General features: G+C 47.1%; 20 protein-coding genes, 1 pseudogene and 1 riboswitch. Of the genes and pseudogenes, 20 read left to right on the forward strand and 1 reads right to left on the reverse strand.

Features of this window, described 5'->3' with window-relative positions; genetic code table 11:
- Positions 1–27 precede the first annotated feature (27 nt).
- The 9 genes and pseudogenes from L6I86_RS27685 to L6I86_RS27725 all read left to right on the forward strand — a co-directional run bounded on the left by L6I86_RS27685 (position 28) and on the right by L6I86_RS27725 (position 11,244).
- Positions 28–945, forward strand: a complete 918-nt coding sequence (locus L6I86_RS27685; RefSeq protein WP_236291704.1) for a polyprenyl synthetase family protein — start codon at positions 28–30, stop codon at positions 943–945.
- Positions 946–1,077: 132 nt separating this feature from the next.
- Positions 1,078–2,574 (forward strand): response regulator transcription factor, encoded by a 1,497-nt coding sequence (locus L6I86_RS27690; RefSeq protein ID WP_236291706.1) that lies wholly within the window; start codon positions 1,078–1,080, stop codon positions 2,572–2,574.
- A 1-nt stretch (position 2,575) separates the two neighbouring features.
- Positions 2,576–4,318, forward strand: coding sequence for a sensor histidine kinase (locus tag L6I86_RS27695; RefSeq protein ID WP_236291707.1), 1,743 nt, complete (start codon positions 2,576–2,578; stop codon positions 4,316–4,318).
- A gap of 164 nt (positions 4,319–4,482) precedes the next feature.
- The gene (locus L6I86_RS27700; protein WP_236291708.1) at positions 4,483–5,400 is read left to right on the forward strand and encodes an ABC transporter permease; all 918 of its coding nucleotides are present in this window, start codon (positions 4,483–4,485) and stop codon (positions 5,398–5,400) included.
- Positions 5,401–5,419: 19 nt separating this feature from the next.
- A pseudogene (locus tag L6I86_RS27705) lies at positions 5,420–6,307 on the forward strand (carbohydrate ABC transporter permease); the annotation flags it as partial.
- A gap of 56 nt (positions 6,308–6,363) precedes the next feature.
- Entirely contained in the window at positions 6,364–7,992 is a 1,629-nt protein-coding gene (locus L6I86_RS27710) for an extracellular solute-binding protein (protein ID WP_236291710.1), read from the forward strand.
- Between the two features lie 97 nt (positions 7,993–8,089).
- Positions 8,090–9,628: an ABC transporter substrate-binding protein gene (locus L6I86_RS27715; RefSeq protein ID WP_236291711.1), complete on the forward strand. Its 1,539-nt coding sequence runs from the start codon at positions 8,090–8,092 to the stop codon at positions 9,626–9,628.
- On the forward strand, positions 9,625–10,593 hold the full coding sequence (locus tag L6I86_RS27720) for a pectinesterase family protein (protein WP_236291712.1): 969 nt from the start codon (positions 9,625–9,627) through the stop codon (positions 10,591–10,593). The genes L6I86_RS27715 and L6I86_RS27720 overlap by 4 nt, the downstream gene beginning before the upstream one ends.
- 378 nt (positions 10,594–10,971) lie before the next feature.
- A complete protein-coding gene (locus L6I86_RS27725) occupies positions 10,972–11,244 on the forward strand; it encodes a Fur family transcriptional regulator (RefSeq protein ID WP_236291713.1) in 273 nt (90 codons plus the stop codon).
- 18 nt (positions 11,245–11,262) lie between these two features.
- On the opposite strand, the gene L6I86_RS27730 is transcribed toward L6I86_RS27725, so the two are convergent.
- Complete coding sequence (locus tag L6I86_RS27730) at positions 11,263–11,823, reverse strand: YdeI/OmpD-associated family protein (RefSeq protein WP_236291714.1); 561 nt, start codon at positions 11,821–11,823, stop codon at positions 11,263–11,265.
- Between the two features lie 325 nt (positions 11,824–12,148).
- Positions 12,149–12,250: riboswitch (purine riboswitch) on the forward strand.
- Between the two features lie 133 nt (positions 12,251–12,383).
- Between L6I86_RS27730 and purE the strand changes: the two genes are divergently transcribed.
- The 11 genes from purE (at position 12,384) to purH (ending at position 24,617) form a co-directional block, all read left to right on the forward strand.
- Complete coding sequence (purE, locus tag L6I86_RS27735) at positions 12,384–12,869, forward strand: 5-(carboxyamino)imidazole ribonucleotide mutase (RefSeq protein WP_236291715.1); 486 nt, start codon at positions 12,384–12,386, stop codon at positions 12,867–12,869.
- Complete coding sequence (gene purK / locus L6I86_RS27740; protein ID WP_236291716.1) at positions 12,866–14,038, forward strand: 5-(carboxyamino)imidazole ribonucleotide synthase; 1,173 nt, start codon at positions 12,866–12,868, stop codon at positions 14,036–14,038. The genes purE and purK overlap by 4 nt, the downstream gene beginning before the upstream one ends.
- Before the next feature lie 28 nt (positions 14,039–14,066).
- Positions 14,067–15,362: an adenylosuccinate lyase gene (gene purB, locus L6I86_RS27745; RefSeq protein ID WP_056612767.1), complete on the forward strand. Its 1,296-nt coding sequence runs from the start codon at positions 14,067–14,069 to the stop codon at positions 15,360–15,362.
- Positions 15,363–15,427: 65 nt separating this feature from the next.
- Positions 15,428–16,309: a phosphoribosylaminoimidazolesuccinocarboxamide synthase gene (locus tag L6I86_RS27750; RefSeq protein WP_236291784.1), complete on the forward strand. Its 882-nt coding sequence runs from the start codon at positions 15,428–15,430 to the stop codon at positions 16,307–16,309.
- Between the two features lie 26 nt (positions 16,310–16,335).
- Entirely contained in the window at positions 16,336–16,575 is a 240-nt protein-coding gene (gene purS, locus L6I86_RS27755) for a phosphoribosylformylglycinamidine synthase subunit PurS (RefSeq protein WP_028556672.1), read from the forward strand.
- 45 nt (positions 16,576–16,620) lie between these two features.
- A complete protein-coding gene (gene purQ, locus L6I86_RS27760; protein ID WP_056612769.1) occupies positions 16,621–17,316 on the forward strand; it encodes a phosphoribosylformylglycinamidine synthase subunit PurQ in 696 nt (231 codons plus the stop codon).
- A complete protein-coding gene (purL, locus tag L6I86_RS27765) occupies positions 17,294–19,537 on the forward strand; it encodes a phosphoribosylformylglycinamidine synthase subunit PurL (RefSeq protein ID WP_236291717.1) in 2,244 nt (747 codons plus the stop codon). Before purQ ends, purL begins: the two co-directional genes overlap by 23 nt.
- The gene (gene purF, locus L6I86_RS27770) at positions 19,522–21,054 is read left to right on the forward strand and encodes an amidophosphoribosyltransferase (RefSeq protein ID WP_236291718.1); all 1,533 of its coding nucleotides are present in this window, start codon (positions 19,522–19,524) and stop codon (positions 21,052–21,054) included. Before purL ends, purF begins: the two co-directional genes overlap by 16 nt.
- A gap of 85 nt (positions 21,055–21,139) precedes the next feature.
- Positions 21,140–22,180, forward strand: a complete 1,041-nt coding sequence (purM, locus tag L6I86_RS27775) for a phosphoribosylformylglycinamidine cyclo-ligase (protein WP_056612773.1) — start codon at positions 21,140–21,142, stop codon at positions 22,178–22,180.
- Entirely contained in the window at positions 22,180–22,791 is a 612-nt protein-coding gene (gene purN, locus L6I86_RS27780) for a phosphoribosylglycinamide formyltransferase (RefSeq protein ID WP_236291719.1), read from the forward strand. The genes purM and purN overlap by 1 nt, the downstream gene beginning before the upstream one ends.
- Before the next feature lie 278 nt (positions 22,792–23,069).
- The gene (gene purH, locus L6I86_RS27785; protein WP_236291720.1) at positions 23,070–24,617 is read left to right on the forward strand and encodes a bifunctional phosphoribosylaminoimidazolecarboxamide formyltransferase/IMP cyclohydrolase; all 1,548 of its coding nucleotides are present in this window, start codon (positions 23,070–23,072) and stop codon (positions 24,615–24,617) included.
- The last annotated feature ends 29 nt before the right edge of the window (positions 24,618–24,646 follow it).

Below are 24,646 nucleotides of genomic sequence, written 5' to 3' on the forward strand. Positions count from 1 at the left end.
CTTCGCATGCAGGAGATTCAGCAGCACATGGCACGAATGATGGATGATTATATGTTTGATGAGGATTTGAAAACGCTGCTGAGATCTTGTATGTCAGATAACGAGACTTCGAGTCTGTCTTGGTCCAAAGTCACGTTATGCACACACGCTATGCTTGGTGGGGATTCGTCTAATATCCATCGCCGAGCAGCTTTGACAGAGTTAGTTGTTCTTATCCTGGATATCGTCGATGATCTGCAGGATCAGGACAGCGATAGTAAGCCTTGGATGCGCGTGGACACGGCGAGTGCGTTGAATGCTGTATTAGCGCTAATGATCGGTGTGATAGGTGAATTGGGCAGGATGAATGCCAGCGGAACAATGTTGGTCGAAATTAGCAAAATTATCGCTAGGTCGATTAATGGCCAGCATAAAGATGTGATTAATGCGGTTTCCACTGTTGATGACTATTTATGGATGACGCAAGAGAAATCGGGTTCGTTATTCCGTCTTGCTTGCTTCCTAGGCTATTCTGATACAGCCTGTACCGAAGGAACGATAGAGCAGCTGCATCAGATCGCCGATTGTGTGGGACTTCTCCACCAGATTCAGAACGATGTGCGGGATCTTGTTCGCTATGATGAGAAAAGTGACCTCATGGCGAAGAAGCGGACGCTTCCCATCCTGTATCTACTCTCCATTGAGGATGAAGAGTTCTCACCCGTGAAGGCTTACTACAGGGGGGAGATCACGGCTGAACTTTTTGCGGAAAAGGAAGACGAAGTGAAACAGTTGATTCAGGATTCCGGCTGCTTGGAATATGCACGCATCGTTCAATCCGTGTGTATGCAGAAAGCAGAGGAGATATGGGCAGAGCTGCCGGCGTTGTCGCCATGGAAGGAAGAGTTCCGGGCGCTCACATGGGGCGATTTCGTAAAGCAGGGTGTAGAAGTGGAGCAGGCCTAGTGCCTGCTCTTTTTGCTGTGCAGCGTGCCCTCACCATGAGAAAATGATATGAAACGCAAGAATGTTGAATTTGAATCGGAGGCGGGGTCTGATAGAATTTAGATGGAGTTGGTTTCGGAAGGGAGGAAGCGCATGTTTCAGATCCTCATCGTGGATGACGAGCATATTGAAAGAGAAGGGATTAAGCGATTAATCCACAAATATAAACTGCCCTTGGCTGTGTTGGAAGCTGAGAATGGGGAAGAAGCCTTAGAGATGCTAGCTTCGCATCCAATCGATATTGTATTAACCGACATCAAGATGCCATTTATGGATGGCCTTACTTTGTGTGAGCGGGCACGGGCGCAGTTCCCTGAGTTGAAAATTATTATTTTTAGCGCCTATGGGGAGTTTGAGTATGCACAGAGGGCGATTCATTATCAGATATCCTCGTATTTGCTCAAGCCCATTGATGTGAGTGACTTCCAGAGAGTCTTTGATGAAGTCATTGCGCTCTGTCATAAGGATCAAGAACAAGAGAAGGAAGAGTTGCTCTTAGAGATTCTTCATGCTGCGCAAGCTTCTTCATCACTCACTCGCAAGTTAGATCTTGTCGGGCTTCATTTTAGTCAGGTGTCCGTTCAATTGATTCTGATAGACTACAGTTCATCGGTCTTTGATGTAGAGCACGACTTGCTGCCAGAGAGACTTCAGACCGTCATTCGTGCGCCATTCGATTATTTGAATTTGAATGAAAGTCAGAGCTTGGTTTGTGTGCGATGGGATCACACGGTGCGTAAGGAAGATCTGGAGTCGTTAGGCAGTAAGTTAAAAGCAAGCATTGCGGATGCCTACAACGAAACCTATACGATGGTCATTTCTAGGCTAATCAACACAGGAGATGAGTTGGCTCCCGAGTTTAAGCTCATGGAGAATGTGCTGGACTACAAATTTTTCTTCCAAGAAAGCACAGTGCTCTATACAGATGAAAGCCAAGGGCAAGAAGAAATAGCGAGCACCATCCCTAAGCTGATGGAAACTCTGTATTGGCACTTAGAAGTCAAGGATGAATTCGGCCTACGCCAAGGTGTTGAGCTATTCTTTAAGACGATTGACGGGAGCGGGCAGCATTCCGCGATTTACGTGAAGTACATGTGTACAGAGCTAGCTAAGAAAATAGGGGAAGCGGCAGGGAAAACAGACGTCCACGCGTTTAAGTCAATTGTGGAGGCTATATTCGGGTGTAAGTCCCTAGCCGAGCTAAAAGCGCAGATTCAGACTGTTCTTGGTATGCTAGACGGCGATGCGGATGTTCATAATCCGGAATTCAGCAAGAAAGTGATTAAGGATATCCGGAAACTGATTGAAGATAACTACACATCGGATATCAGCTTGCAATGGATTGCGGAGAAGGTGTTTCTTACACAGACCTATGTGAGCTACCTGTTTAAAAGGGAAGTAGGGGTAACGTTTGTTAAATATCTAACAACCATTCGGATGCATAAGGCGGAGGCACTGCTGCGGGAAACGCATCTAACGATTGCGGATATTAGTCAGCAGGTCGGCTATATGAATACGTCGTATTTCTGTAAAACATTTAAACAGGTTCATGGGCAAAGTCCAGCCAAATTCCGAGAAGGAACGAGCTGATATGAGAACTTTCCTCGCTTATTTCCAAAACTTAAGATTTAAGCAGAAGCTGTTTATCTCCTATATGGTCGTTTCCATTATACCTGTTGTCGTATTGGGGATGTTTTCCTATCACCAGGCTAGCTCTTTCTTACTCCAACAGGCGAAACAGAATTTGGACGGAGCGATTAGTCAAATCGCCGAGACGATTAACTATCGCGCGAAGCAACATGAAGCGATCATTAATTCGATCACACAGAATGTTGTATTTAAGCGCATCTTTATTAGTAACGACGGTGACTTCCCAGTCTTGTATCGGGATTATGTGGATCCGTTCTTCAGTAATATTCTTGATTTTAATCAGGATATCTTACAAATATCAGTGTTTACCGAGAATCAGTCCATTCTGCGAGGTGAATATATTCTGCCACTCGATTTGACATCCGATCTGAAGTGGGCGAATCAGCGGACACATTCGAAAGAAACGCAGTGGAATATTAAGAATGGCAAGCTCTTCGCTACAAGGCCGTTCGTGAGTGAAGAGGGAGTCCCGTTAGGGAAGGCGCCCGCCGTGTTGTTCCTGAGTATCGATGCCGATAGTTTGTTTCAGAGTTTGGATGATATCAAAACGAATGCCTATGGGATTTTGATTTTAGATAAAGAGGGCAATCAAATTCTAACTAAAAACATGAAGATGAGTGTAGAGCTTCCGATCTCCTCGCTGCCGTCCTCCCAGTTAAGGGAGCGAATCGGTTCATTTTCGATGCAGGGGGCGGATTACATGTACATCACAGCAGATATGGCAGAGCCGGGCTGGAAACTCGTTTATTTTACACCTAAAAGCGGAATTTCAGTGGATGCAAGGAGCATTGTCAGTGCGACAGCCTTGATTGTCTTGGTTTGTTTGGCCGGACTGCTGCTCATCATCTGGATATTCTCCAACACCTTCGTCAAACGTATTATTAAGCTCAATAAGAAGATGATGATCGTCGAAAATGGTAATTTGAAGATTGACGTATCCAGTCAGTCTAGGGATGAGATTGGCCAATTGACGAATCGGTTCGGCAATATGCTTGTGAACATTAACACCTTAATCGAAGAAGTGTATCAAAGTAAGATCACGCAGAAAGAAGCGGAGCTCAAGGCGCTGCAGACGCAGATAAATCCACATTTTCTATATAACACCTTGTCGATTATTAATTGGAAGGCTCTAGAGATTGATGCGATGGAAATTAGTCAGATCACGAATACCGTTTCACGCTTCTATCGAACGGTTCTCAATAAGGGGAGAGATTTCATCCCTGTCCGAAATGAATTGGAGAATGCGAAGGATTATATGCATATCCAAAGTATCATGCACAATTATCGTTTTGATTTCATTTGCGAAGTAGATGAAGCGTTATTGCGATATGACATGATTAATCTTATTTTTCAGCCGATTTTGGAAAATGCGCTAGAACACGGTATTGATAAGCTCCGTAAGGGGGATGGGCGCGGCTGTATCACCTTGCGAGGTTACAGGTCGGGAGAGGATCTGGAGTTCTGCATCGCAGACAATGGACCAGGCATGAGTAAGGAGTTGGCCGAAGAAGTTATTCAAGTGAGCTCGATCGGGTACGGGTTGAAAAATGTGCATGATCGCATCCAAATTCGTTTTGGTCAAAGCTATGGTTTGCGAATTGAAAGTGAACTTGGGCACGGCACCAGCGTATTTCTGAACTTTCCCGCCTATACGGCGGAGGGGTATTCAAGGGAAGATGCCTAGTAGTTGAAGCAACACCTATCAAGTCGGCGTAAAGACGTCCGGACTGAATAGGTGTTTTTTTACGTAAAAAAGTGTTACATATCGCAAAAATGTTGGATATTTGCAAAGTCAGTCATGCGCTAAAATTACCTTATTGGATGATTGATTGAAAGGAGTTGGAGTTATTGGGGGATAAGAAACCGCTGCTCATCAAGCTGATACGCAGAGATAAACTGCTGCTGATGATGTTTTTACCGGTGTTTCTGTATTATTTCATATTTTGTTACTTACCGATGCCGGGGATCCTTATTGCATTCAAAAACTTTACACCGGGACATGGTGTATTTGGAGGCGAGTGGGTAGGGCTCAAATGGTTGGACCAGTTCGTCCATTCTCGTTATTTCTGGCGACTGCTGAGGAACACTTTCCTACTTGCGTTTTATCCGTTAGTCATCGGATTCTCGATACCGATCCTTTTTGCCATATGCGTAGTTGAAATTAAGAATGGCCTCTTCAAGCGTTTTGCCCAAACGGTGACCTACCTGCCGCACTTTATCTCAACGGTTGTTATCGCGGGGATGATCATTAACTTCCTGTCTCCGACAGACGGTATTGTGAATACGTTCTTGGATTCGATGGGCATGGCCAAAATTAATTTCATGATGGCGCCCGAATGGTTCCGATCTATCTTCACGGCGTCAGGTATCTGGCAAAGTTTTGGTTTTAGCTCCATTATCTACATCGCGGCTATTATGGGGATCGATCAGGAAATGTACGACTCTGGAAAGATTGATGGCGTTAACAAATTCCAAGAGGTGTGGCATCTCACACTGCCAAGCTTGAAGCCAACGATTGTGATTCTGTTTCTACTCTCTATCGGCGGCATTATGAGTGTGAATTTTGAGAAGGTGTATCTGCTCTACAACGGTGCCACGTATGAAACGGCCGATGTGATCTCGACTTATGTATACAGGCAAGGGATTGAGTCACAGAACTTTGGTTTTGCTACAGCAGTGGGGCTATTCAATTCCATTATCAGTTTCATCTTAGTATATGCGGCCAACCAAGCGAGTCGTCGTGTGAACGACATGTCTTTGTGGTAGCAGCGCCTCAAGAAAGGAGGTCTTCATGGTTAAATCATGGACGGACCGTAGTTTTTATGTAATCGTTTACAGCCTTGTCGCACTTGCGATTGTTGTAACCTTATATCCATTTATTTATGTGGTGAGCATCTCAATGAGCTCGGTAGAAGCCATAGACAATAAGTTAGTCACGTTCTTACCTGTTGATTTGAATTTTGATGGGTACAAAATGGTGCTGGGGTATTCCGAATTATGGAAGTCGTACTACAACACCATTTGGTACACCGTTGTGGGTACCATCTTTAATCTGGTAGCCACTTGCTTAGCGGCTTATCCGCTTTCGAGAAAGACGTTCTTCCTTCGAAGAAAACTCAACTTCTACATCGCATTCACGATGTACTTCTCTGGCGGATTGATTCCTCTTTATATGGTGATCACGGAATTAGGACTATACAACACTAGGTGGGCGATGATTCTGCCTGTTCTTGTAAGTACCTTTAACGTCATGATTTTACGATCTGCCTTTGAGGCAATTCCGAACGAAATATTTGAGAGCGCAAGCATGGATGGAGCTAAGGATTTTACCTTATTGTTCCGCATAGCCATCCCGCTTACCAAGCCGACCTTAGCGGTGCTGACCTTGTACTATGCCGTTGCTCATTGGAACGATTTCTTCAATGCGTTGCTGTACCTCGGGAAGTCGGAACTACAGCCACTGCAGATATTCCTGCGAAGGGTACTCATTATGGCTTCACCCGAAATTATGCAGAAAATGGGGGGCGAGACAGCGGCTAAAGCTCTGGCTGTTTCGACACTACAGGTCCGCTACGTTTCGATTGTTGTCAGCATTTTACCGATTATTACGATCTATCCGTTCATTCAAAAGTATTTTGTACGTGGTATCACGCTAGGTGCAGTCAAAGGGTAGCAATGCTCTTGCTGGATATATAAGTGGGCTTTATACATTGAGGGAGGGTTTCGTATATGAAAAAAACACTCAAAACAACGGCAAGTCTGTCTCTGATTACAGCCTTATTTGCAATGGTAGCTGCAGCTTGTACAAGTGAGGGGAGCTCTACGCCTACGGCTAGCTCCGCGGCAGCAACGATGAAACCAGATGCGAGTGCTGCTGCAGCACCAGCGGGCTTCACGTACACAGGTACAGGGCCAATCACCGATAAAGCGGGATCGCTCAAAATTCTAGCAACGAATGCGTGGACGAACAATGTTGATCTAAACCAAGCTCCGATCGTCCAAGAGTTGAGTAAGCGAGCAGGCATTACGGTCAATTGGGAGCTACTTCCGCCATCGACCTATCAGGATGCGATTAGCCCGCGACTTGCTGCAGGGGCCGATCTCCCCGATGTGATCTATCAGCTGGATCAGGATCAGACGATGAAGAATATTCAAGGTGGCTTGTTCAAACCTCTGAATGATTATATCGATAAATATGGCGTGAACATCAAGAAGTTGTTCGAGAAATACCCTGCGCTGAAAGCAAGCTTAACAACACCGGACGGGAAGATTTACTATTTGCCCCAGCTGGCTGTGACAAAGAACTATATGCCTACGTTTATGGTGAACCAGAGATGGTTAGATAAGTTAGGCTTACAGGATCCAACAACGCTCGATGAATTCACGGATATGCTTCGTAAGTTCAAAGCGAATGATCCGAATGGCAATGGCAAGCAGGATGAAATCCCATTCTCGGTAGCGCCTAATCAACTAGCGAATGCATTTGGACCGGTATTCGGATTAGATTTAGCCAATAACTTCTATGCAGACAAGGATGGCAAGGTGCATTATTCGTACTATGAGCCGAACTATAAGGAATATTTAACCTACTTAAATAGTTTGTACAAAGAGGGATTGTTAGAAGCGGATTTCGCCAGCGTCACCGCGGATCAGATTACCTCGAAATTTTCACAAAACATAACAGGCGCTACGTTTAACTTTAGTTGGTATACCTCAATGGTGTACAGCAAGCTGTTCAAGGATTATGATCCTACGAAACCGCTGATTAAAGGAATCGCTCCATTCAAAGGGCCGCACGGCGATCAATTCTATATAGGACGGAACCCGATTACCGGTATCTTCGGCGTATCTAAGAATGCCAAGGATCCTGAACTGGCGTTCAAATTCTTGGATTATGCGAGCAGTGAAGAATCCAAAGAGATGTATGTGTGGGGATTGAAAGGACAAACGTTTGATGTGGTTGATGGCAAGAAACAATTTACGGAGAAAGGCAAGGATAATGATTTCATTCAGAAATTCGGTATCAATCCAACGAACTTGCCAATCGAGCAATCCGTCGATGCAACAGATGTACTGGTAGCACCGTGGCATGCTAAGATTGATAAAGAGATGGAGAAATATATCAAAGCACCGTTCCCATTCGTATACGCGCTGAAAGCTGAGGCTGACAAAGAGAATACAGTGATGCCGGATATTACGACGTACGTTAATGAAATGAATATTAAGTTTATTACCGGCAAGGAAAGCCTGGATAAATTCGATAGTTATATCAAGTCGTTGAAAAGTATGGGTGTTGAGGATGTCATTAAAGGCAGACAAGCGCAATATGACCGATACCTGACAGCCAGTAAGAAATAAATAACGATTGTCGTTTGTGTAACTAGCACAGCAGCCACGGAAATGGCTGCTGTGTTTATCCATTTACGGCGACGAATCCAAAAAGGGCGGTTTCAGGATGAAGAGATCCACCTATATGCTGCTGTTCATCGTGATTTGTATCTCGATTCTTGTGCTCATGATCGTTGGCAAGGGAGGAGATCCAGGGCTGACACCAGCAGCATCACACACGAACAAAGCGGGGCAAGGCATAGCGCCAACCACCTTACATCTCTTGTTTCCTTTGGAGAAGCCAGCTGCTCAAGATGAAGTTATCCAAGCCGTTGAGAGCAAGCTTGCCAAGGACGGCTTGCCGATTAAGCTGGAATTTACGTATATTCCGTATGATCAGTACTGGAATAAGCTGTGGCTGAATGCGGCAAGCGGGGAGCCTTATGATATCGCATTATCGGCATTTTCGAATATCGCAGATTTAGTTTCGAAGAAAGTACTAGCACCCTTGGATGATGCGCTTCGTGATTATGGTGGTGCAATCGTAAATAGCACGCCGGATTATGCCTTTCAAGGCGTAACGATTAATGGGCATATCTATGGGATTCCTCGTGTGATGCCAATTGCTGAGTTTCAGAGCTTCGTGCAGATTAGAGGCGATCTGCGAAAGAAATACGGTTTACCGGAAATTAAGACGGTGACTGACATGGATATGTACTTGGAGACGATTCATCAGAATGAACCGACGATTACACCGTATTTTTACGACACAGGCCGTTTCTTGCTTCGAGAATATGGGGATGTCGCTTTTTTTGCGGGGGGTTACTTGAATGCTCCTGTGTATATTGACCCAGCGGATCCTCAGCTGAAAGTCAGGGATACCTATGAGTCTGATTTTTTCTTTCATATCATGGGGAAGATGCATGAATGGCAAGAGAAGGGCTACATTCCATATGGGCCGTCGGACACCTCGAAGTATCCAGATCCAGAGCTTGCTTTTAACTCGGGTAAAGTGGCGGCAACTTGGAGTGTTGTTATGAAGCAAACCGAGCGGATAGATGCGTTCAAAGCAATGCTTCCAGCGGGAGAGTTAGAGAATGTGTACTTACATCCAGAGAAGCCGAAGTATTTATATACGGGTGCTGACAATATTCTTTCTGTATTTTCGACAAGCCAGCATGTGAATGAGTCTGTTGCTTTCTTGAATTGGTTGAGAAGCAGCCAGGAGAACTACGATCTCTTCACGTATGGGATCAAGGATGTGAATTACAAGCTGAAGGACGAAGCCATCGTTTATGACGGTATTGCGCCCGAGCATCAATATAACCCCATCAGCTGGACATGGAATGATATTCGGTTTGCTCGGTTTAGTACCTATATCTCACCTGCCTATAGCAAAGAGCTGCGGGACTGGGATAAGGAAACGATTGTGTCCCCAACGCTCGGCTTTGTGCCTGATCTGGCTCCCATTAAATCGGAGATTGCCCAGCTCAATGTCATCATTACGGAGTATTTGCCGATACTGTATGATGCGAAAGTGGATTGGAACGCTACGATGGCTAGCTTCAGAGCCAAATTAAAAGATGCTGGCATGAATCATGTTATTTCGGAAATTCAACGTCAATTTGATACTTACCGAGCTAGTAGAAAGGGTGAAAAGCCATGATTACCGTTGCAGCAGATGGGAGCGGCGACTTCATTAGCATACAAGAGGCTGTTAATCATATTCCCGCGGGGAGAAGAGAGCCAACAACCATCCACATTAAAAGTGGTATTTATAAAGAAAAGTTATATATCGATAAGCCGTGGATTACATTGGTTGGCGAAGGGGCGGAAACGACTGTAATCTCCTATGATGATTATGCGAAAAAGGTGTTTCCGAGCGGAGAACCGTACCATACGTTTCATTCTTACACGGCTTACATAGGCGGGGATCATATTACAGTGGAAGGGATCACCTTCGAGAATACAGCGGGGAGCGGGGACATCGTGGGGCAAGCCCTAGCTGCTTATGTCGATGGGGACTGCGTTGCCTTTCGCGGTTGCCGATTTCTCGGGCACCAGGACACGCTGTTCACAGGGCCGTTGCCACCGAAACCGCGAGATCGCGGCAGCTTTGGCGGTCCAAGGGAGGATGTGCCTAGACGTCCAGTGAGGCAGTATTACGAACGCTGCTACGTGGAGGGGGATGTCGATTTTATTTTTGGTTCGGCGACAGCTGTGTTTCAGGAATGTGAGATTGTCTCCTTGGGACGTGGCTGGATCACGGCAGCCTCTACCCCGGCGGAGGTTCCATATGGTTACTTATTTCTCAGGTGTAAACTAACCGGTGATGCGCCTGAGCAGTCTGTTGGTCTAGGAAGGCCATGGCGGAATTATGCGAAGACAGCGTTCGTAGATTGCTGGGTAGGACCGCATATTAAGGCTGCGGGTTGGGATCGATGGAATGAACAGGAACCAATAGATGAAGTAAGGTACATGGAGTTTGGGAGCGTTGGCCCTGGGGCTAATACTAGCGGTCGCGCGGAGTGGGCACGGGAGTTGAACATGCTGGAAGCGGAGAAGCTGACTGCTCAGCACGTTCTTGCAGGTGCCGATGGATGGGATCCAATTGCCCGCAGCGGGGGATAAGACAATAGATGTGGCTTATTGATCTTGTCGCCGCTGATTTGGATCGTTTAAGCAAGGTAGGAGTGCTTATTTGTCGTTTACATGTTCGAAATTCACGCTGTTGAAGGTATAAGCACACTTGAAGGTCTTATCCTACTCAAAAAGTAATTAGCTGAATAAATAAGCAAGGTTAGCTTGCTTAATGCCGTCAGGAGGATAGCTACTGACGGTTTTCTTTGTAAAGGAGCGGCTGTTTGTTGACAATCATTCTCATTAAAACTATAATAAATACTATATAATAATAATTTTAAATAAAGTTCGAGCGAAGATATCTCGAGTATGTGCAGCATGTGAAAAAATAAAATAAAGTCCCCATCAATGAAAGAGGAGGTTACCCTAATGGTCAAACATGATCTGAATCAAGCATTACAACGGATGCGGGCAAGGAACATCACGTTAACCCCGCAGCGGCAAGCGTTGCTAACGTATCTTTATGCGCAGGAAAGTTACACTACGGTGAAAGACATATGCGAGGCGATGGTCGGTGAATATCCGCATCTGAACGCGATGACAGTCAATAGCTCTCTGCACGTTTTTAAACAGCTGGGATTAGTGAATGAGTTGACGGTTGGCGGAACTTCTTTACGATATGAAGCGGCTATATGCTTGTAGGTGAATCCCCGTATAGATTTAGTATGCAATCAGTCGGCCGTTATCATGCCATAGTCCATATAAGTTATTCAAACGGGTCTGTTCAATAAACTTGGTTAATCGATTCTGATACAACGTTGCATCGTGGCGTACAGATTGAATATTGTCGATTTTGACTCTAACATAGAGCTCTGGCAAGGATTGAAAATGGCGATATAGCACTTCGTCCTGCCGTAATTGCGTTAAGATATCTTCATGTATGATGAAAGATGCAGTGTTCATATCGGGCAATACCTTATATCCTGCTTCTGTCATGAGGCCTAATTTATCTAACCTTCTGACGCGCTCTTTATTGAGCTCTGTCCAGTTACTCTTCTTTTTCCTTGGCGAATATCGGTGCGCTGTTTGCGTCTCATCTAATTTTTTAATGGTGCTATCAATCCAGCCGAAACATAAGGCTTCTTCTACAGAATCTAAGTAACTTTCGGAATGTCGACCTGTAGGAACTAACCAACAATATTCTTCCGTGCTGTGATTCTCACTTAGCCAATTTCGCCAATCTTGTCGTGTGTGTACGTTCACAATTTTATCTATGATCATAGTTTCTGGTCACCTCTAATTATTATTATAACCAAACGCACTGACAGCTGTATGTCAGTGCGTTTGTTGTTTTTCCATAAGAATGAAGTCATGTCGAAAAATATGAATGCTCGTCATACAAATTAAAGAACAAGGGACGATCTCATATAGAGATGTGGAGAAAGGGTTGAGAAACGCATCTTTCCTCATTAACAGGTAAAAGCTAGAAAATGTGCCTAAAAAGCGAACTATTTAAAAGAAATAAGAGAAAATCGTTCGTTTTTTCAAATTGACATGGCACGTTAGTTGGTAGTAAACTAGGAAAGCGGGAAATGAAGCCGCACTAATTGAAAATGTCGAATCAACTCGTATAAAATCAGGAATAAGGCCTGGAAGTATCTACCCAAAAACCATGAATTTTTGGACTACGAGGAAGCGAATGAGGGGAACCATAGGAAATGATGGTCTTTTTGCATTCGGTTCTTTTGCTGTCCAGCGTATAGAATCGTGAATTCTAGCACTGGGCATTTTTTATTATTAGATGAAGATTTTAAAAGTCGGCTTTCAGAAAGAGGTTTGAGATGACGGTACGTGTTGGTGTAATTATGGGAAGCCAGTCGGATTGGGAAACGATGAAGCATGCTTGTGATATGTTGGACGAACTGGGTATAGCGTATGAGAAGAAGGTTGTCTCCGCGCATAGAACGCCGGATCTGATGTTTGACTATGCAGCATCGGCTATCGAACGCGGGCTACAAGTCATTATTGCCGGGGCAGGCGGTGCGGCGCATTTACCAGGAATGGTAGCAGCCAAAACGGAGCTTCCGGTTATTGGTGTTCCAGTCAAAACGTCCACGTTGAATGGTATGGACTCTTTGCTCTCTATTGTGCAAATGCCAGGCGGCATTCCGGTTGCTACAGTGGCTATCGGCCATGCGGGTGCAACGAACGCAGGCTTGCTCGCTGCGCAGATCCTGGGCGCTTTTGATCCAGAGATCCAAGCGAGAGTGAAAGCACGCCGCGCGCGCATCACACAAACGGTGCTAGAAAGCAGTGACCAGCTATGAGTCAGGTATCCAGCGGTAAGGTGATCCAGCCAGGAGGCACAATCGGCATCCTTGGCGGCGGGCAATTAGGGCGCATGCTTACGCTAGCCGGACGCAACATGGGGTATCGCTTCGTAACACTCGATCCGACAGAGGACGCGCCTTGCGGTCAAGTCGCGGATCAGATTCAAGCGAATTTCGACGACGTGGAGGCAGCTAGAAAACTTGCCGCACGATCGGACGTGATCACGTACGAATTCGAAAACGTCGACGCACACGTCACCAACATCTTGATGGAAGAGTCCTATGTTCCACAAGGCAGTCATCTTTTATACACGACCCAGCACCGTCTTCGCGAGAAAAGAGCGATTGAAGCGGCAGGCGTTCCCGTAGCGCCTTATGCAGAGATCACAAGTGAAGCGGAGCTGCGGGAAGCAGCCGAGCGCTTCGGTACGCCATGCGTACTCAAAACCGCTACAGGCGGTTATGACGGCAAAGGGCAATGGGTGCTTCGCTCTTTAGATGAAGTCACTGAAGCTTATGAAACGTTAAGCCGCGCCAAAACCGAGCTGGTTCTCGAACAATTCATTCATTTTGACAAAGAATTATCCGTTATTGCAGCTAGAAGTCCACGCGGCGAGGTAAAGGCATTTCCTGCTGCTGAAAATATACATGTACATAATATTCTGCACGAATCCATCGTGCCCGCACGTATTCCTGTGCCCGTGCAGAAGGCAGCCGAAGAACTAGCGATTCGCATCGCTGAGTCACTCGGTGTGATCGGGCTCATTGCGGTTGAGTTATTCCTAACCAAGGATGGTCAACTTTATGTGAATGAGCTTGCGCCACGCCCGCATAATTCGGGGCATTACACGATGGAGGCTTGCCGAACTTCGCAGTTCGAGCAGCACGTACGCGCGATTTGCAACTTGCCTCTTGGTTCTACGGAATTGTTGACACCAGTGGTCATGGTTAATTTGCTCGGTGAGCACATCGCTCCCCTGCACGATCAGCTTGCTGAGCCAGGCTTCTTGGAGAATGAACAACTAGGCGTTTCTGCGAAGCTTCATCTGTACGGCAAGAAGGAAGCGAAAGAGAAACGCAAGATGGGTCATATCAACCTTTTAACAGATGATGTTGAGAAAGCATTGACTTGGATAGAACAAACAGGCATTTGGGAAAGTAAGTAAATGAAACTCATTGGAGGCATGGTTAAACATGATAGAACGTTATACACGCCCTGAAATGGCACGCATTTGGACAGAAGAAAATAAATTTAACGCTTGGCTAGAAGTTGAAATTCTTTCTTGCGAAGCTTGGTCTGAACTAGGTGTAATTCCGAAAGAAGATGTTAAGGTATTGCGCGAAAAAGCAAGCTTTAATATCGATCGTATTTATGAAATCGAGCAAGAGACGCGCCATGACGTGATCGCCTTCACAAGAGCGGTGTCCGAAACACTAGGGCCTGAGCGCAAATGGGTTCACTACGGCTTAACATCCACTGACGTTGTAGATACAGCACTTGGTTACTTGCTGCGTCAAGCGAACGAAATTTTGGACAAAGACATCCAGAACTTCATCGAAATCCTTCGCAATAAGGCGATTGAACATAGAGATACAGCGATGATGGGTAGAACGCATGGTGTTCATGCAGAGCCAACGACGTTTGGTTTGAAAATGGCGTTATGGTACGAGGAAATGAAGCGTAACCTTGAGCGTTTCCGTTTTGCTGCTGATGGCGTACAATTCGGTAAAATCTCAGGAGCAGTTGGCACGTATGCTAACATCGATCCTTTCGTAGAAGAGTATGTTTGCGGCAAGTTGGGTACGAAAGCAGCGCCAATCTCCACACAAACACTGCAACGTGACCGTCACGCTGAATACATGGCTACACTTGCTTTGGTAGCAACATCCCTAGATAAATTTGCAACGGAAATTCGTGCGCTTCAGAAGAGTGAGTTCCGCGAAGTGGAAGAACCGTTTGCTAAAGGTCAAAAAGGCTCCTCCGCAATGCCGCACAAACGTAACCCAATCGGTTGCGAAAGCATTTCCGGTCTATCCCGCGTGATTCGTGGGCACATGGTGTCCGCTTACGAGAACGTAACGCTTTGGCATGAGCGCGACATTTCGCACTCCTCTGTTGAACGTATTATTTTGCCAGATGCGACGCAATTGTTGAACTACATGTTGAACCGTCTTGGTAACATCATCAAGAATCTGACGGTGTTCCCAGAAAACATGAAACGCAACATGCGCAGCACATATGATGTTCCTTTCTCCGGCCGCGTGATGACGAAGCTGATCGACAAAGGTTTTGCGCGTGAGCAAGCGTACGATACCGTACAACCGAGAGCGATGCAAGCATGGGAAGAGCAACGTTCCTTCCGTGAAATCGTTGAGAATGCATCGGTAATCACAGAAGTATTAAGCCCAGAAGAAATCGCAGATTGCTTCGATCCTAGCTGGCATTTGAAACATGTAAGCACGATCTTTGACCGTCTTGGTTTGAACTAGAAGTTAGTGAACGAACAGATAGATTTTGAAGGGGAAAGGGTGTGGAATTCGTGGCAAACGCAAGCGTGATCGTAGATACAGCTGAGGAAATGATTAATGCGCCCCTGGTGCACAAAGGCAAAGTACGTGAGTTGTATGATCTTGGCGATAGCTTTTTGATCGTGGTAACGGATCGGATTTCGGCTTTTGATTACATCTTGAAGCCTGGCGTTCCAGATAAAGGGTATGTGCTCAATGCTTTGAGCAAGTACTGGTTCGGTATTACTAGCGGGTATATGAAGAATCACATTATCCACACGGATGTTGAGAAGCTTCAGGCGATTATTCCAAGTGCTGAGGATCGAGAGCTTTTGAAAGAGCGTATCATCGTAGCGAAAAAGGCAGAGCGCATCTCCATCGAGTGCGTAGTACGTGGCTACATTACAGGGAATGGCTGGAGACAGTACGCAAGTACTGGCGAAATCAATGGCCGCAAATTGCCTGAAGGCTTGCGCAAGAACGAGCGTTTGAACGATCCGATTTTCACACCTGCGGCGAAAAATGATGTGGGTCACGATGAGGACATTTCCATTGAGCAAATGATCGAGCTTGTTGGCGAAGATTTAACGTATGCTTTGCAAGAGCGCAGCATCATGCTGTACACACTGGCGCATAGCATTTGCGAGCAAAAAGGAATCATTTTGGCCGATACGAAGTTTGAATTCGGTTTTTATGCGGGTGAACTTATTATTATTGATGAGATCTTTACGCCGGATTCTTCTCGTTACTGGTCACAAGATAAATATGCCTTGGATGTCGAGATCGATTCCATGGACAAAGAGCCTGTTCGCACGTATTTAGCGGGATCAGGTTGGGATAAAAATAGTGAACCGGATGAGCTTCCAGCAGCTGTTGTGGAAGAGACTTCGAACCGATATAAAGAAATTTTGCACCGCTTGGTTGACTAAAAATGACGCTGAGGAGCGATTTCACGATGAAAGCAACTGTATATGTAACAATTAAACAGAACGTATTGGACGTGCAAGGAACGGCAGTACAAGGAGCACTTCACTCCATGGGCTTCGAAGAAGTTGGCAAAGTGCGCATCGGTAAATATTTGGAGCTTGAGCTTGGTACAACAGACAGAGCAGAAGCAGAAGCACGCGTTAAAGCTATGTGCGAGAAATTGCTTGCAAACACAGTTATCGAAGACTACCGTTACGAATTGGTGTAATAGACGAAGGAAGTTCTGCTAAAGCATTTTGAGGAGGAAGAAGTCATGAATTTTGCGGTTCTTGTGTTCCCGGGATCGAATTGCGATATCGACTTGTACAAAGCGATTGAAGACACAATTGGTCAACCTGTTGACTATGTATGGCATACGGACGGCGACTTGTCCAAATACGATTGTATCCTAGTACCAGGAGGATTCTCTTACGGGGATTACCTGCGTTGTGGAGCCATTGCTCAGTTTACGAACGTGATGAAGGCTGTCGTGAAGGCTGCGGAAGAAGGTAAATACATTCTAGGTATTTGTAACGGATTCCAAGTCTTGACGGAAGCTCGTCTACTGCCAGGCGCATTGCTGCGCAATAACGGCATGAAATTCCGCTGTCACCAAGCGGTTCTGAAGGTTGAGAACAACACAACGGCATTCACACGTGATTATGCCGAAGGTGAATTGATCAACATTCCGATCGCGCACGGTGAAGGCAACTACTACTGTGACGATGCTACACTAAAAGAATTGCAAGAAAACAACCAAATCGTGTTCCGTTATGAAGCGGGCAACAACCCGAACGGATCGCTTGATGATATCGCAGGAATCAGCAACAAAGCAGGGAACGTTGTGGGTATGATGCCCCATCCAGAGCGCGCCATTCATGAGATTCTTGGTTCCGCAGACGGTAAGAAAATGTTCACATCAATTCTAAGTGCTTGGAGGGAAAAACATGACGCAGCAGCTATCCGCTAAGGAACCATCTCCGGAACAAATCGCGGAACAGAAGATTTACAAGCAAATGGGTGTAACCGACGAGGAGTTTGCTAAGATTTGTGGTTTCCTTGGACGTACTCCGAACTACGTAGAAATTGGCGTATTCAGCGTAATGTGGTCCGAGCATTGTTCTTACAAAAATTCCAAACCTGTTCTTCGCAAATTCCCAGTTACAGGACCTCGCGTTCTTATGGGACCTGGTGAAGGTGCAGGGATTGTAGATATCGGGGACAACCAAGCGGTTGTTTTCAAAATTGAAAGTCATAACCACCCTTCCGCAATCGAGCCTTACCAAGGCGCGGCGACAGGTGTGGGCGGTATTATTCGTGATATTTTCTCCATGGGCGCACGCCCGGTTGCGCTACTTAACTCCTTGCGTTTCGGTAAATTGGAAAACGATCGCGTGAAGTACTTGTTCGAGCACGTTGTCTCCGGTATCGCTGGATACGGTAACTGTATCGGGATTCCGACAGTTGGCGGCGAAGTAATGTTCGACGAGAGCTACGAGGGGAACCCGCTCGTTAACGCAATGTGCGTGGGTCTGATCGACCACGACATGATCCAACGCGGTGTTGCCAAAGGTGTTGGCAACCCAGTCTTCTACGTCGGTCCAGCAACTGGCCGCGACGGTATCCACGGTGCGACATTCGCATCCGAGGAATTGACAGCTGAATCCGAAGCGAAGCGTCCAGCGGTACAAGTTGGCGATCCGTTCATGGAGAAGCTAGTTCTAGAAGCTTGCTTAGAGTTAATCGATTCCGGCATCGTGCTTGGAATTCAAGATATGGGCGCAGCGGGACTTACATGTTCCAGCGCTGAGATGGCAAGTAAAGCAGGTAACGGCATGGAGCTGTACCTGGATGAAGTTCCACAACGCGAAGAAGGCATGACAGCGTATGAAATGATGTTGTCCGAGTCCCAAGAGCGTATGCTATTCGTTGTTGAGCCGAAGGATGAGGCGCAAGCTAAAGGCATTTTCGAGCGTTGGGGCTTGCACTGTGCGAAAGTCGGTAAGGTTACTGACGACGGTTTCTTGAAATTAATCCACCACGGTGAAGTCGTGGCGAACATGCCTGTTGGCGCACTCGTTGATGAGTGCCCGGTTTACAATAAGCCAAGCAAAGTGCCGGCTTATTACGAAGCAAGCGCAGCGATCGATACAACACGTTACCCAGAGGTAACGAAGTTGACGGAAGCGCTGAAATCCGTACTCGCGTCCCCAACGGTAGCGAGCAAAGAGTGGGTTTACAACCAGTATGACTACATGGTTCGTACAGAAACAGCTGTGCGTCCAGGTTCGGACGCAGCAGTCGTAACGATCCGCGGCACGCGCAAAGGTCTTGCGATGACAACGGATTGTAACGGACGCTACGTATACTTGGATCCAGAAGTGGGCGGACGTATCGCCGTTTCCGAAGCAGCACGTAACGTAGTTTGTTCCGGTGCTGAGCCACTTGCTGTGACGGACAACTTGAACTTCGGTTCCCCTGACAAACCGGAAATCTTCTGGCAGTTGGAGAAATCCACGGATGGTATGGCAGAAGCTTGCCGCTTCTTGGACACGCCGGTTATCGGCGGTAACGTCTCGCTCTATAACGAGAACTCCAAAGGCGCAATCTACCCAACTCCGGTTATCGGGATGGTTGGACTTGTTCATGACATCGACCACATCACGACACAAAACTTCAAAAGCGAAGGCGACATCATTATCCTGCTAGGCGAGACGAAAGCTGAGCTCGGCGGCAGCGAATTCCAATATGTGATTCACGGTGTAACAGAAGGCCGTCCTCCTGAGTTGGACTTGGCAACGGAGAAACGCCTGCAAAACGCAGTACTCAAAGCGATTCAAGAAGGTCTTGTCGCATCTGCGCATGACTTGTCTGAAGGTGGATTGGCTGTAGCACTAGCAGAAAGCTGTATCAGCGGCAACATCGGCGCAGAAGTTAATGTAGCGTCCGATCTTCGTCCAGATTTCGCATTGTTCAGTGAATCGCAATCCCGTATCGTACTTAGCGCTACACCAGAAAAAGCGGATGCCCTTAAGCATTGGATCGCTTCCCAAGGTGTACCATATCAAGAAATCGGAAAAGTAACAGGTTCCTACCTCACTGTGAAAATCAATGACGAACAGCGTCTCCAGTCTTCTGTAAACGAGCTGGCGAAAGTCTGGAAGGATGCGATTCCATGTCTAATGGCGTGAAACAATCCAAGGCCCTAAAGCTTCCTGTGGCACCATTTGAACAACTTGAGAATGGGCAGCATGAACTTTGGACAGGCGACTATTACAACGAAGGTATTGGCGGCCAAGGCGGATTGTTCGACAAACTGAATGAAGAGTGCGGGGTGTTCGGGGTGTATGGTCATCCCGACGCTTCCTCCCTATGCTATTATGGGCTGCATGCCCTGCAGCATCGCGGACAGGAGAGTGCCGGCATCTGTACAGTCGATGAAGGCAAATTCAACTATTACCGTGGGATGGGACTTGCGAAGGAAGTTTTTACAAATGATAATTTGCACCCACTTACGGGCTCAACAGCTATCGCGCATGTTCGTTATTCAACAGCAGGCGAAAGCAAGCTGGCGAATGCTCAACCGCTCGTGTTCAAATACCGCGAGGGCGATCTAGCGATTGCGACGAACGGAAACCTTGATAATGCCAACATTATTAAGCGTGAGCTGGAGCGGAAGGGTTCCATTTTCCAAACAACAAGTGATACTGAGGTTATGGCGCATCTGATTGCTCGCTCAGAGCACGATGATATCGTTGATGCTGTGAAAGATGCAATGAATCAAGTCATCGGCGGCTTTGCCTTCCTTATTATTACGAAAGATAAATTAATTGCTGCGCTTGATCCAAACGGCTTACGTCCGTTTATGATCGGTCGCCTTGGAGATTCCTATCTGTTCGCGTCTGAGACATGTGCATTTGATGCGGTTGGGGCAACCTATTTCCGTGATGTACAGCCTGGCGAGATCATTGTGATTGATCGTGATGGCTTCCGTTCGGAGCGTTTTGCAGAGGGTGGTAAGCGCGCGATTTGTGCGATGGAATACATCTACTTTGCTCGTCCAGACAGCGACATTGATACGGTCAATATTCACTCCGCTCGTAAACGGATGGGTAAACGACTGGCGATGGAAGCTTTCGTGGATGCGGACATTGTAACCGGCGTGCCGGATTCCAGTATTTCAGCAGCGATTGGCTTTGCGGAACAAACCGGGATTCCTTATGAGTTGGGGCTGATCAAGAACCGCTACACAGGCCGGACGTTCATCATTCCAAGCCAAGAGCTTCGTGAGCAAGGTGTCAAAATGAAGCTGAGCGCCGTTCGCAAGGTGGTCGAAGGCAAGCGTGTCGTGATGATCGATGACTCCATCGTTCGTGGGACAACGTCCTTACGCATCGTCAACCTGCTTCGTGAAGCAGGAGCAACGGAAGTTCATGTGCGGATTTCTTCGCCGCCTTTTATGAACCCATGCTACTACGGGATTGATACACCGGACCGCAAAGAGCTTATCGCGGCGATGAATTCGATCGAAGAGATTCGCAAGGCGATCAACGCGGATTCGCTTCATTTTCTAACGAAGGATGGATTGTTGGATTCAATCGGTCAGGGTTCCGCAGGCAAAGAAAGCGGATATTGCACAGCTTGTTTCGATAACAGCTATCCGACGGAAATCGTTGATGTGACGAAGGTTGGTTGTGCGTGTGACTAATGGCTGATTCAGCTAATAGCAATAGAGAGAAAACGGGGGTCTAACGACCTCCCCCATATATAGACAAACTAAGGAGTGTTGGTCAGTGTCGGATGCTTATAAAAAGGCTGGCGTCGATATCGCGGCGGGGAACGAAGCAGTAGAACGGATGAAAAAGCACGTTAAACGGACATTCCGTCCTGAAGTGTTAACAGATCTCGGTGGCTTCGGCGGGCTGTTCAGCTTGAACAAAGACAAGTATGAGGAGCCTGTACTCGTATCGGGTACGGACGGCGTGGGCACGAAGCTGAAGATCGCTTTTGCCATGGATAAGCATGATACGATTGGGATTGACGCGGTTGCGATGTGTGTGAACGATATTATCGTTCAAGGCGCAGAGCCATTGTTCTTCCTCGACTATCTCGCTTGTGACAAAGTCATTCCAGAGAAAATTGAAGCGATTATTAAAGGGATCGCCGATGGTTGTGCGCAATCTGGTTGCTCACTAATCGGTGGTGAAACGGCGGAAATGCCGGGCATGTATGCACAAGGGGAGTATGACATTGCCGGCTTTACGGTTGGAATCGTCGACAAGAAAAAGATCATCGACGGAACAACGATCCGTCCTGGAGATGTCGTGCTAGGACTAGCTTCAAGCGGTGTGCACAGTAACGGGTTCTCGCTTGTGCGTAAGCTTTTGCTAGAAGATAACGGTTATACCCTTCAAGGGCATGTGGAAGAGCTTGGCGATAAGCTTGGTAACGTGTTGCTTGAGCCAACAAAGTTGTATGTGAAGCCTGTTTTGGCTATGTTGGAAGACGTAGCGATCAAAGGTATGGCACATATCACAGGCGGCGGTTTCATCGAAAATATCCCGCGCGTTCTGCCTGATGGCGTGAACGTGGATATCCAATACGGATCATGGCCGATCCTCCCAATTTTCTCCTTGATGCAACGTGTAGGTAACATCACGAACAATGATATGTTCCGTACATTCAACATGGGAATCGGGATGGTTGTCATCGTAGCAGCTGACGATGCAGAGAAAGCGATTGCTGCAGCGGAAGCGCAAGGCGAAAAAGCTTATCGTTTAGGCGTTGTTACCGAAGGCGAGCGTGTAGTTACGTTCCAAGGAGCTGACGTCTAATGCAGCCTTATCGCATTGCGGTTATGGCTTCAGGCAGCGGCTCGAATTTCCAGGCTATTGTGGATCAGGTACAGAAGAGGAAGCTTGATGTCAGCATCGAGCTTCTTGTCTGTGATCGCCCAAAGGCATTCGTTGTTGAGCGCGCAAAGGAAGCGAAGGTGCCTGTCTTTGCCTTCAGCCCGAAGGAATACGAAAGCCGCGAGGCATATGAGACGCTGATCTTGAAAGAGCTGCAGGATCGCCAGGTCGATCTGGTTGTGATGGCAGGGTACATGCGGATTATTACGAATGTGCTGGTTGAGCCGTTCTTCGGACGAATGATTAACATTCATCCATCTTTGTTGCCTTCGTTCCCCGGCGTGCGCGCTGTGGAACAGGCGGTGGAGTATGGCGTGAAGCAGACAGGCGTCACGGTGCATTTCGTCGATGGCGGGCTGGACTCCGGCCCGATCATTGCCCAGCGTGCCGTGGAAATCCACGAGCACGAGACGGCAGATTCGCTCACGGAGCGAATCCACGCGGCCGAGCATGTGCTGCTGCCGCAGGTTGTGCGGTGGCTGCGCGAGGGCCGCGTGAGCATGGACGGCCGCAGGGTTAGCGTGCGGAAGTAGGGGAAACTGAGCCAGCCGAAATTGCAGTCTCAGAGGCAGGAAAGAACGGTTCAGCGTAGCTCGCTGCGCTGAGCCTGCAAAAAATGCCGTCTCAGCAGGAAAGCTGAGTCGAAATGCTACTGAGTCTGCCGAAATTGCAGTCTCAGAAGCCTTACAGCTCTCTAGCCTCACCAAATGTGTGGCTCTCCTGAGCCAACCAGTACTTATTCATCATTTTACAAATTCACACTACCATACATTCATTCACATACAATCCCATTCCCTAAGGAGGAAGCATAGTGGCAATCAAAAGAGCACTGATCTCCGTTTTCGATAAAACGGGCATCGTTGAATTCGCGAGCGAGCTGTCAAAGCTGGGCGTTGAGATCATTTCCACAGGTGGTACGCTTAGTTTGTTAAAGGATAAAGGGGTACCGGTTATCGGTATTTCCGAAGTTACAGGGTTCCCGGAAATCATGGACGGACGCGTGAAAACACTTCACCCTAATGTACATGGCGGACTTTTGGCTGTTCGTGACAACGAAGAGCACCAAGCAAGTATGAAAGAGCTTGGCCTAGAGTACATTGATCTCGTTGTCGTGAATTTGTATCCTTTTGCAGAGACGATTGCTAAGCCTGACGTGACTTACGAAGATGCGATCGAGAACATCGATATCGGTGGACCTACCATGCTTCGTTCCGCAGCGAAAAACCATGCTTTCGTTTCCGTTATCGTCGACACGACTGACTATGCGAAAGTGTTGGAAGAAGTGCAAGAGACTGGCGACACTACGCTAGAGACACGTAAACGTCTTGCAGCAAAAGTGTTCCGTCATACTGGCGCTTACGATGCTTTGATTGGCGACTATTTGACTGGCCTTCAGGGCGAGCCTTACCCAGAGCGTTACACAGTGACGTATGAGAAAATGCAAGAACTTCGCTACGGCGAGAACCCGCACCAGAGCGCAGCGTTTTACCGCACGCCGAATGCGGCTGCAGGCAACATCACAACGGCTGAACAATTACACGGTAAGGAATTATCGTACAACAATATCAATGACGCGAATACAGCTCTTCAAATCGTAAAAGAGTTCAGCGAGCCTGCGGTTGTTGCCGTTAAGCACATGAACCCTTGCGGCGTGGGTATTGGTACGAACGTACTTGAAGCTTACACGAAAGCCTACAATGCTGACCCGACTTCCATTTTCGGTGGTATCGTGGCTGCGAACCGTGCGATCGACGAAGCGACAGCACAATTGCTGCATGAGATTTTCTTGGAAATCGTCATCGCGCCAGATTTTACACCAGAAGCACTTGAGATTCTGGCTAAAAAGAAAAACATCCGCCTACTCAAAGTAGCCGGTTTGGATACAATTGCTGGACGCGAGTCTCAGCCAGTCATCACAACAGTTGAAGGCGGCATGCTGGTACAAGCTAGCGACGCTTACCAACTGACAGAAGCAGATTTGAAAGTCGTTTCCGAGCGTCAACCGACAGCGGAAGAGATGAAGCAACTGCTTTTCGCATGGAAAGTAGTTAAGCACGTTAAATCTAATGCCATCGTACTTGTGGCTGACGATATGACAGTGGGCGTAGGCGCAGGTCAAATGAATCGTGTCGGCGCAGCGAAAATCGCAATCGAGCAAGCTGGCGACAAGTCCAAAGGCTCCGTCCTTTCGTCCGATGCGTTCTTCCCGATGGGCGATACGCTCGAAATGGCAGCAAAAGCTGGCATCACAGCTGTGATTCAGCCAGGCGGCTCCATCAAAGACGAAGAATCCATTCGCGTTGCCAACGAAAATGGTATTGCGATGGTTATGACAGGCGTTCGTCACTTTAAACACTAAAACAATTGAGAATGCTCACGATTCGTAAG

Source organism: Paenibacillus allorhizoplanae (genome assembly GCF_927798215.1).
In the GTDB taxonomy this organism is placed as follows: Bacteria; Bacillota; Bacilli; order Paenibacillales; family NBRC-103111; genus Paenibacillus_E; species Paenibacillus_E allorhizoplanae.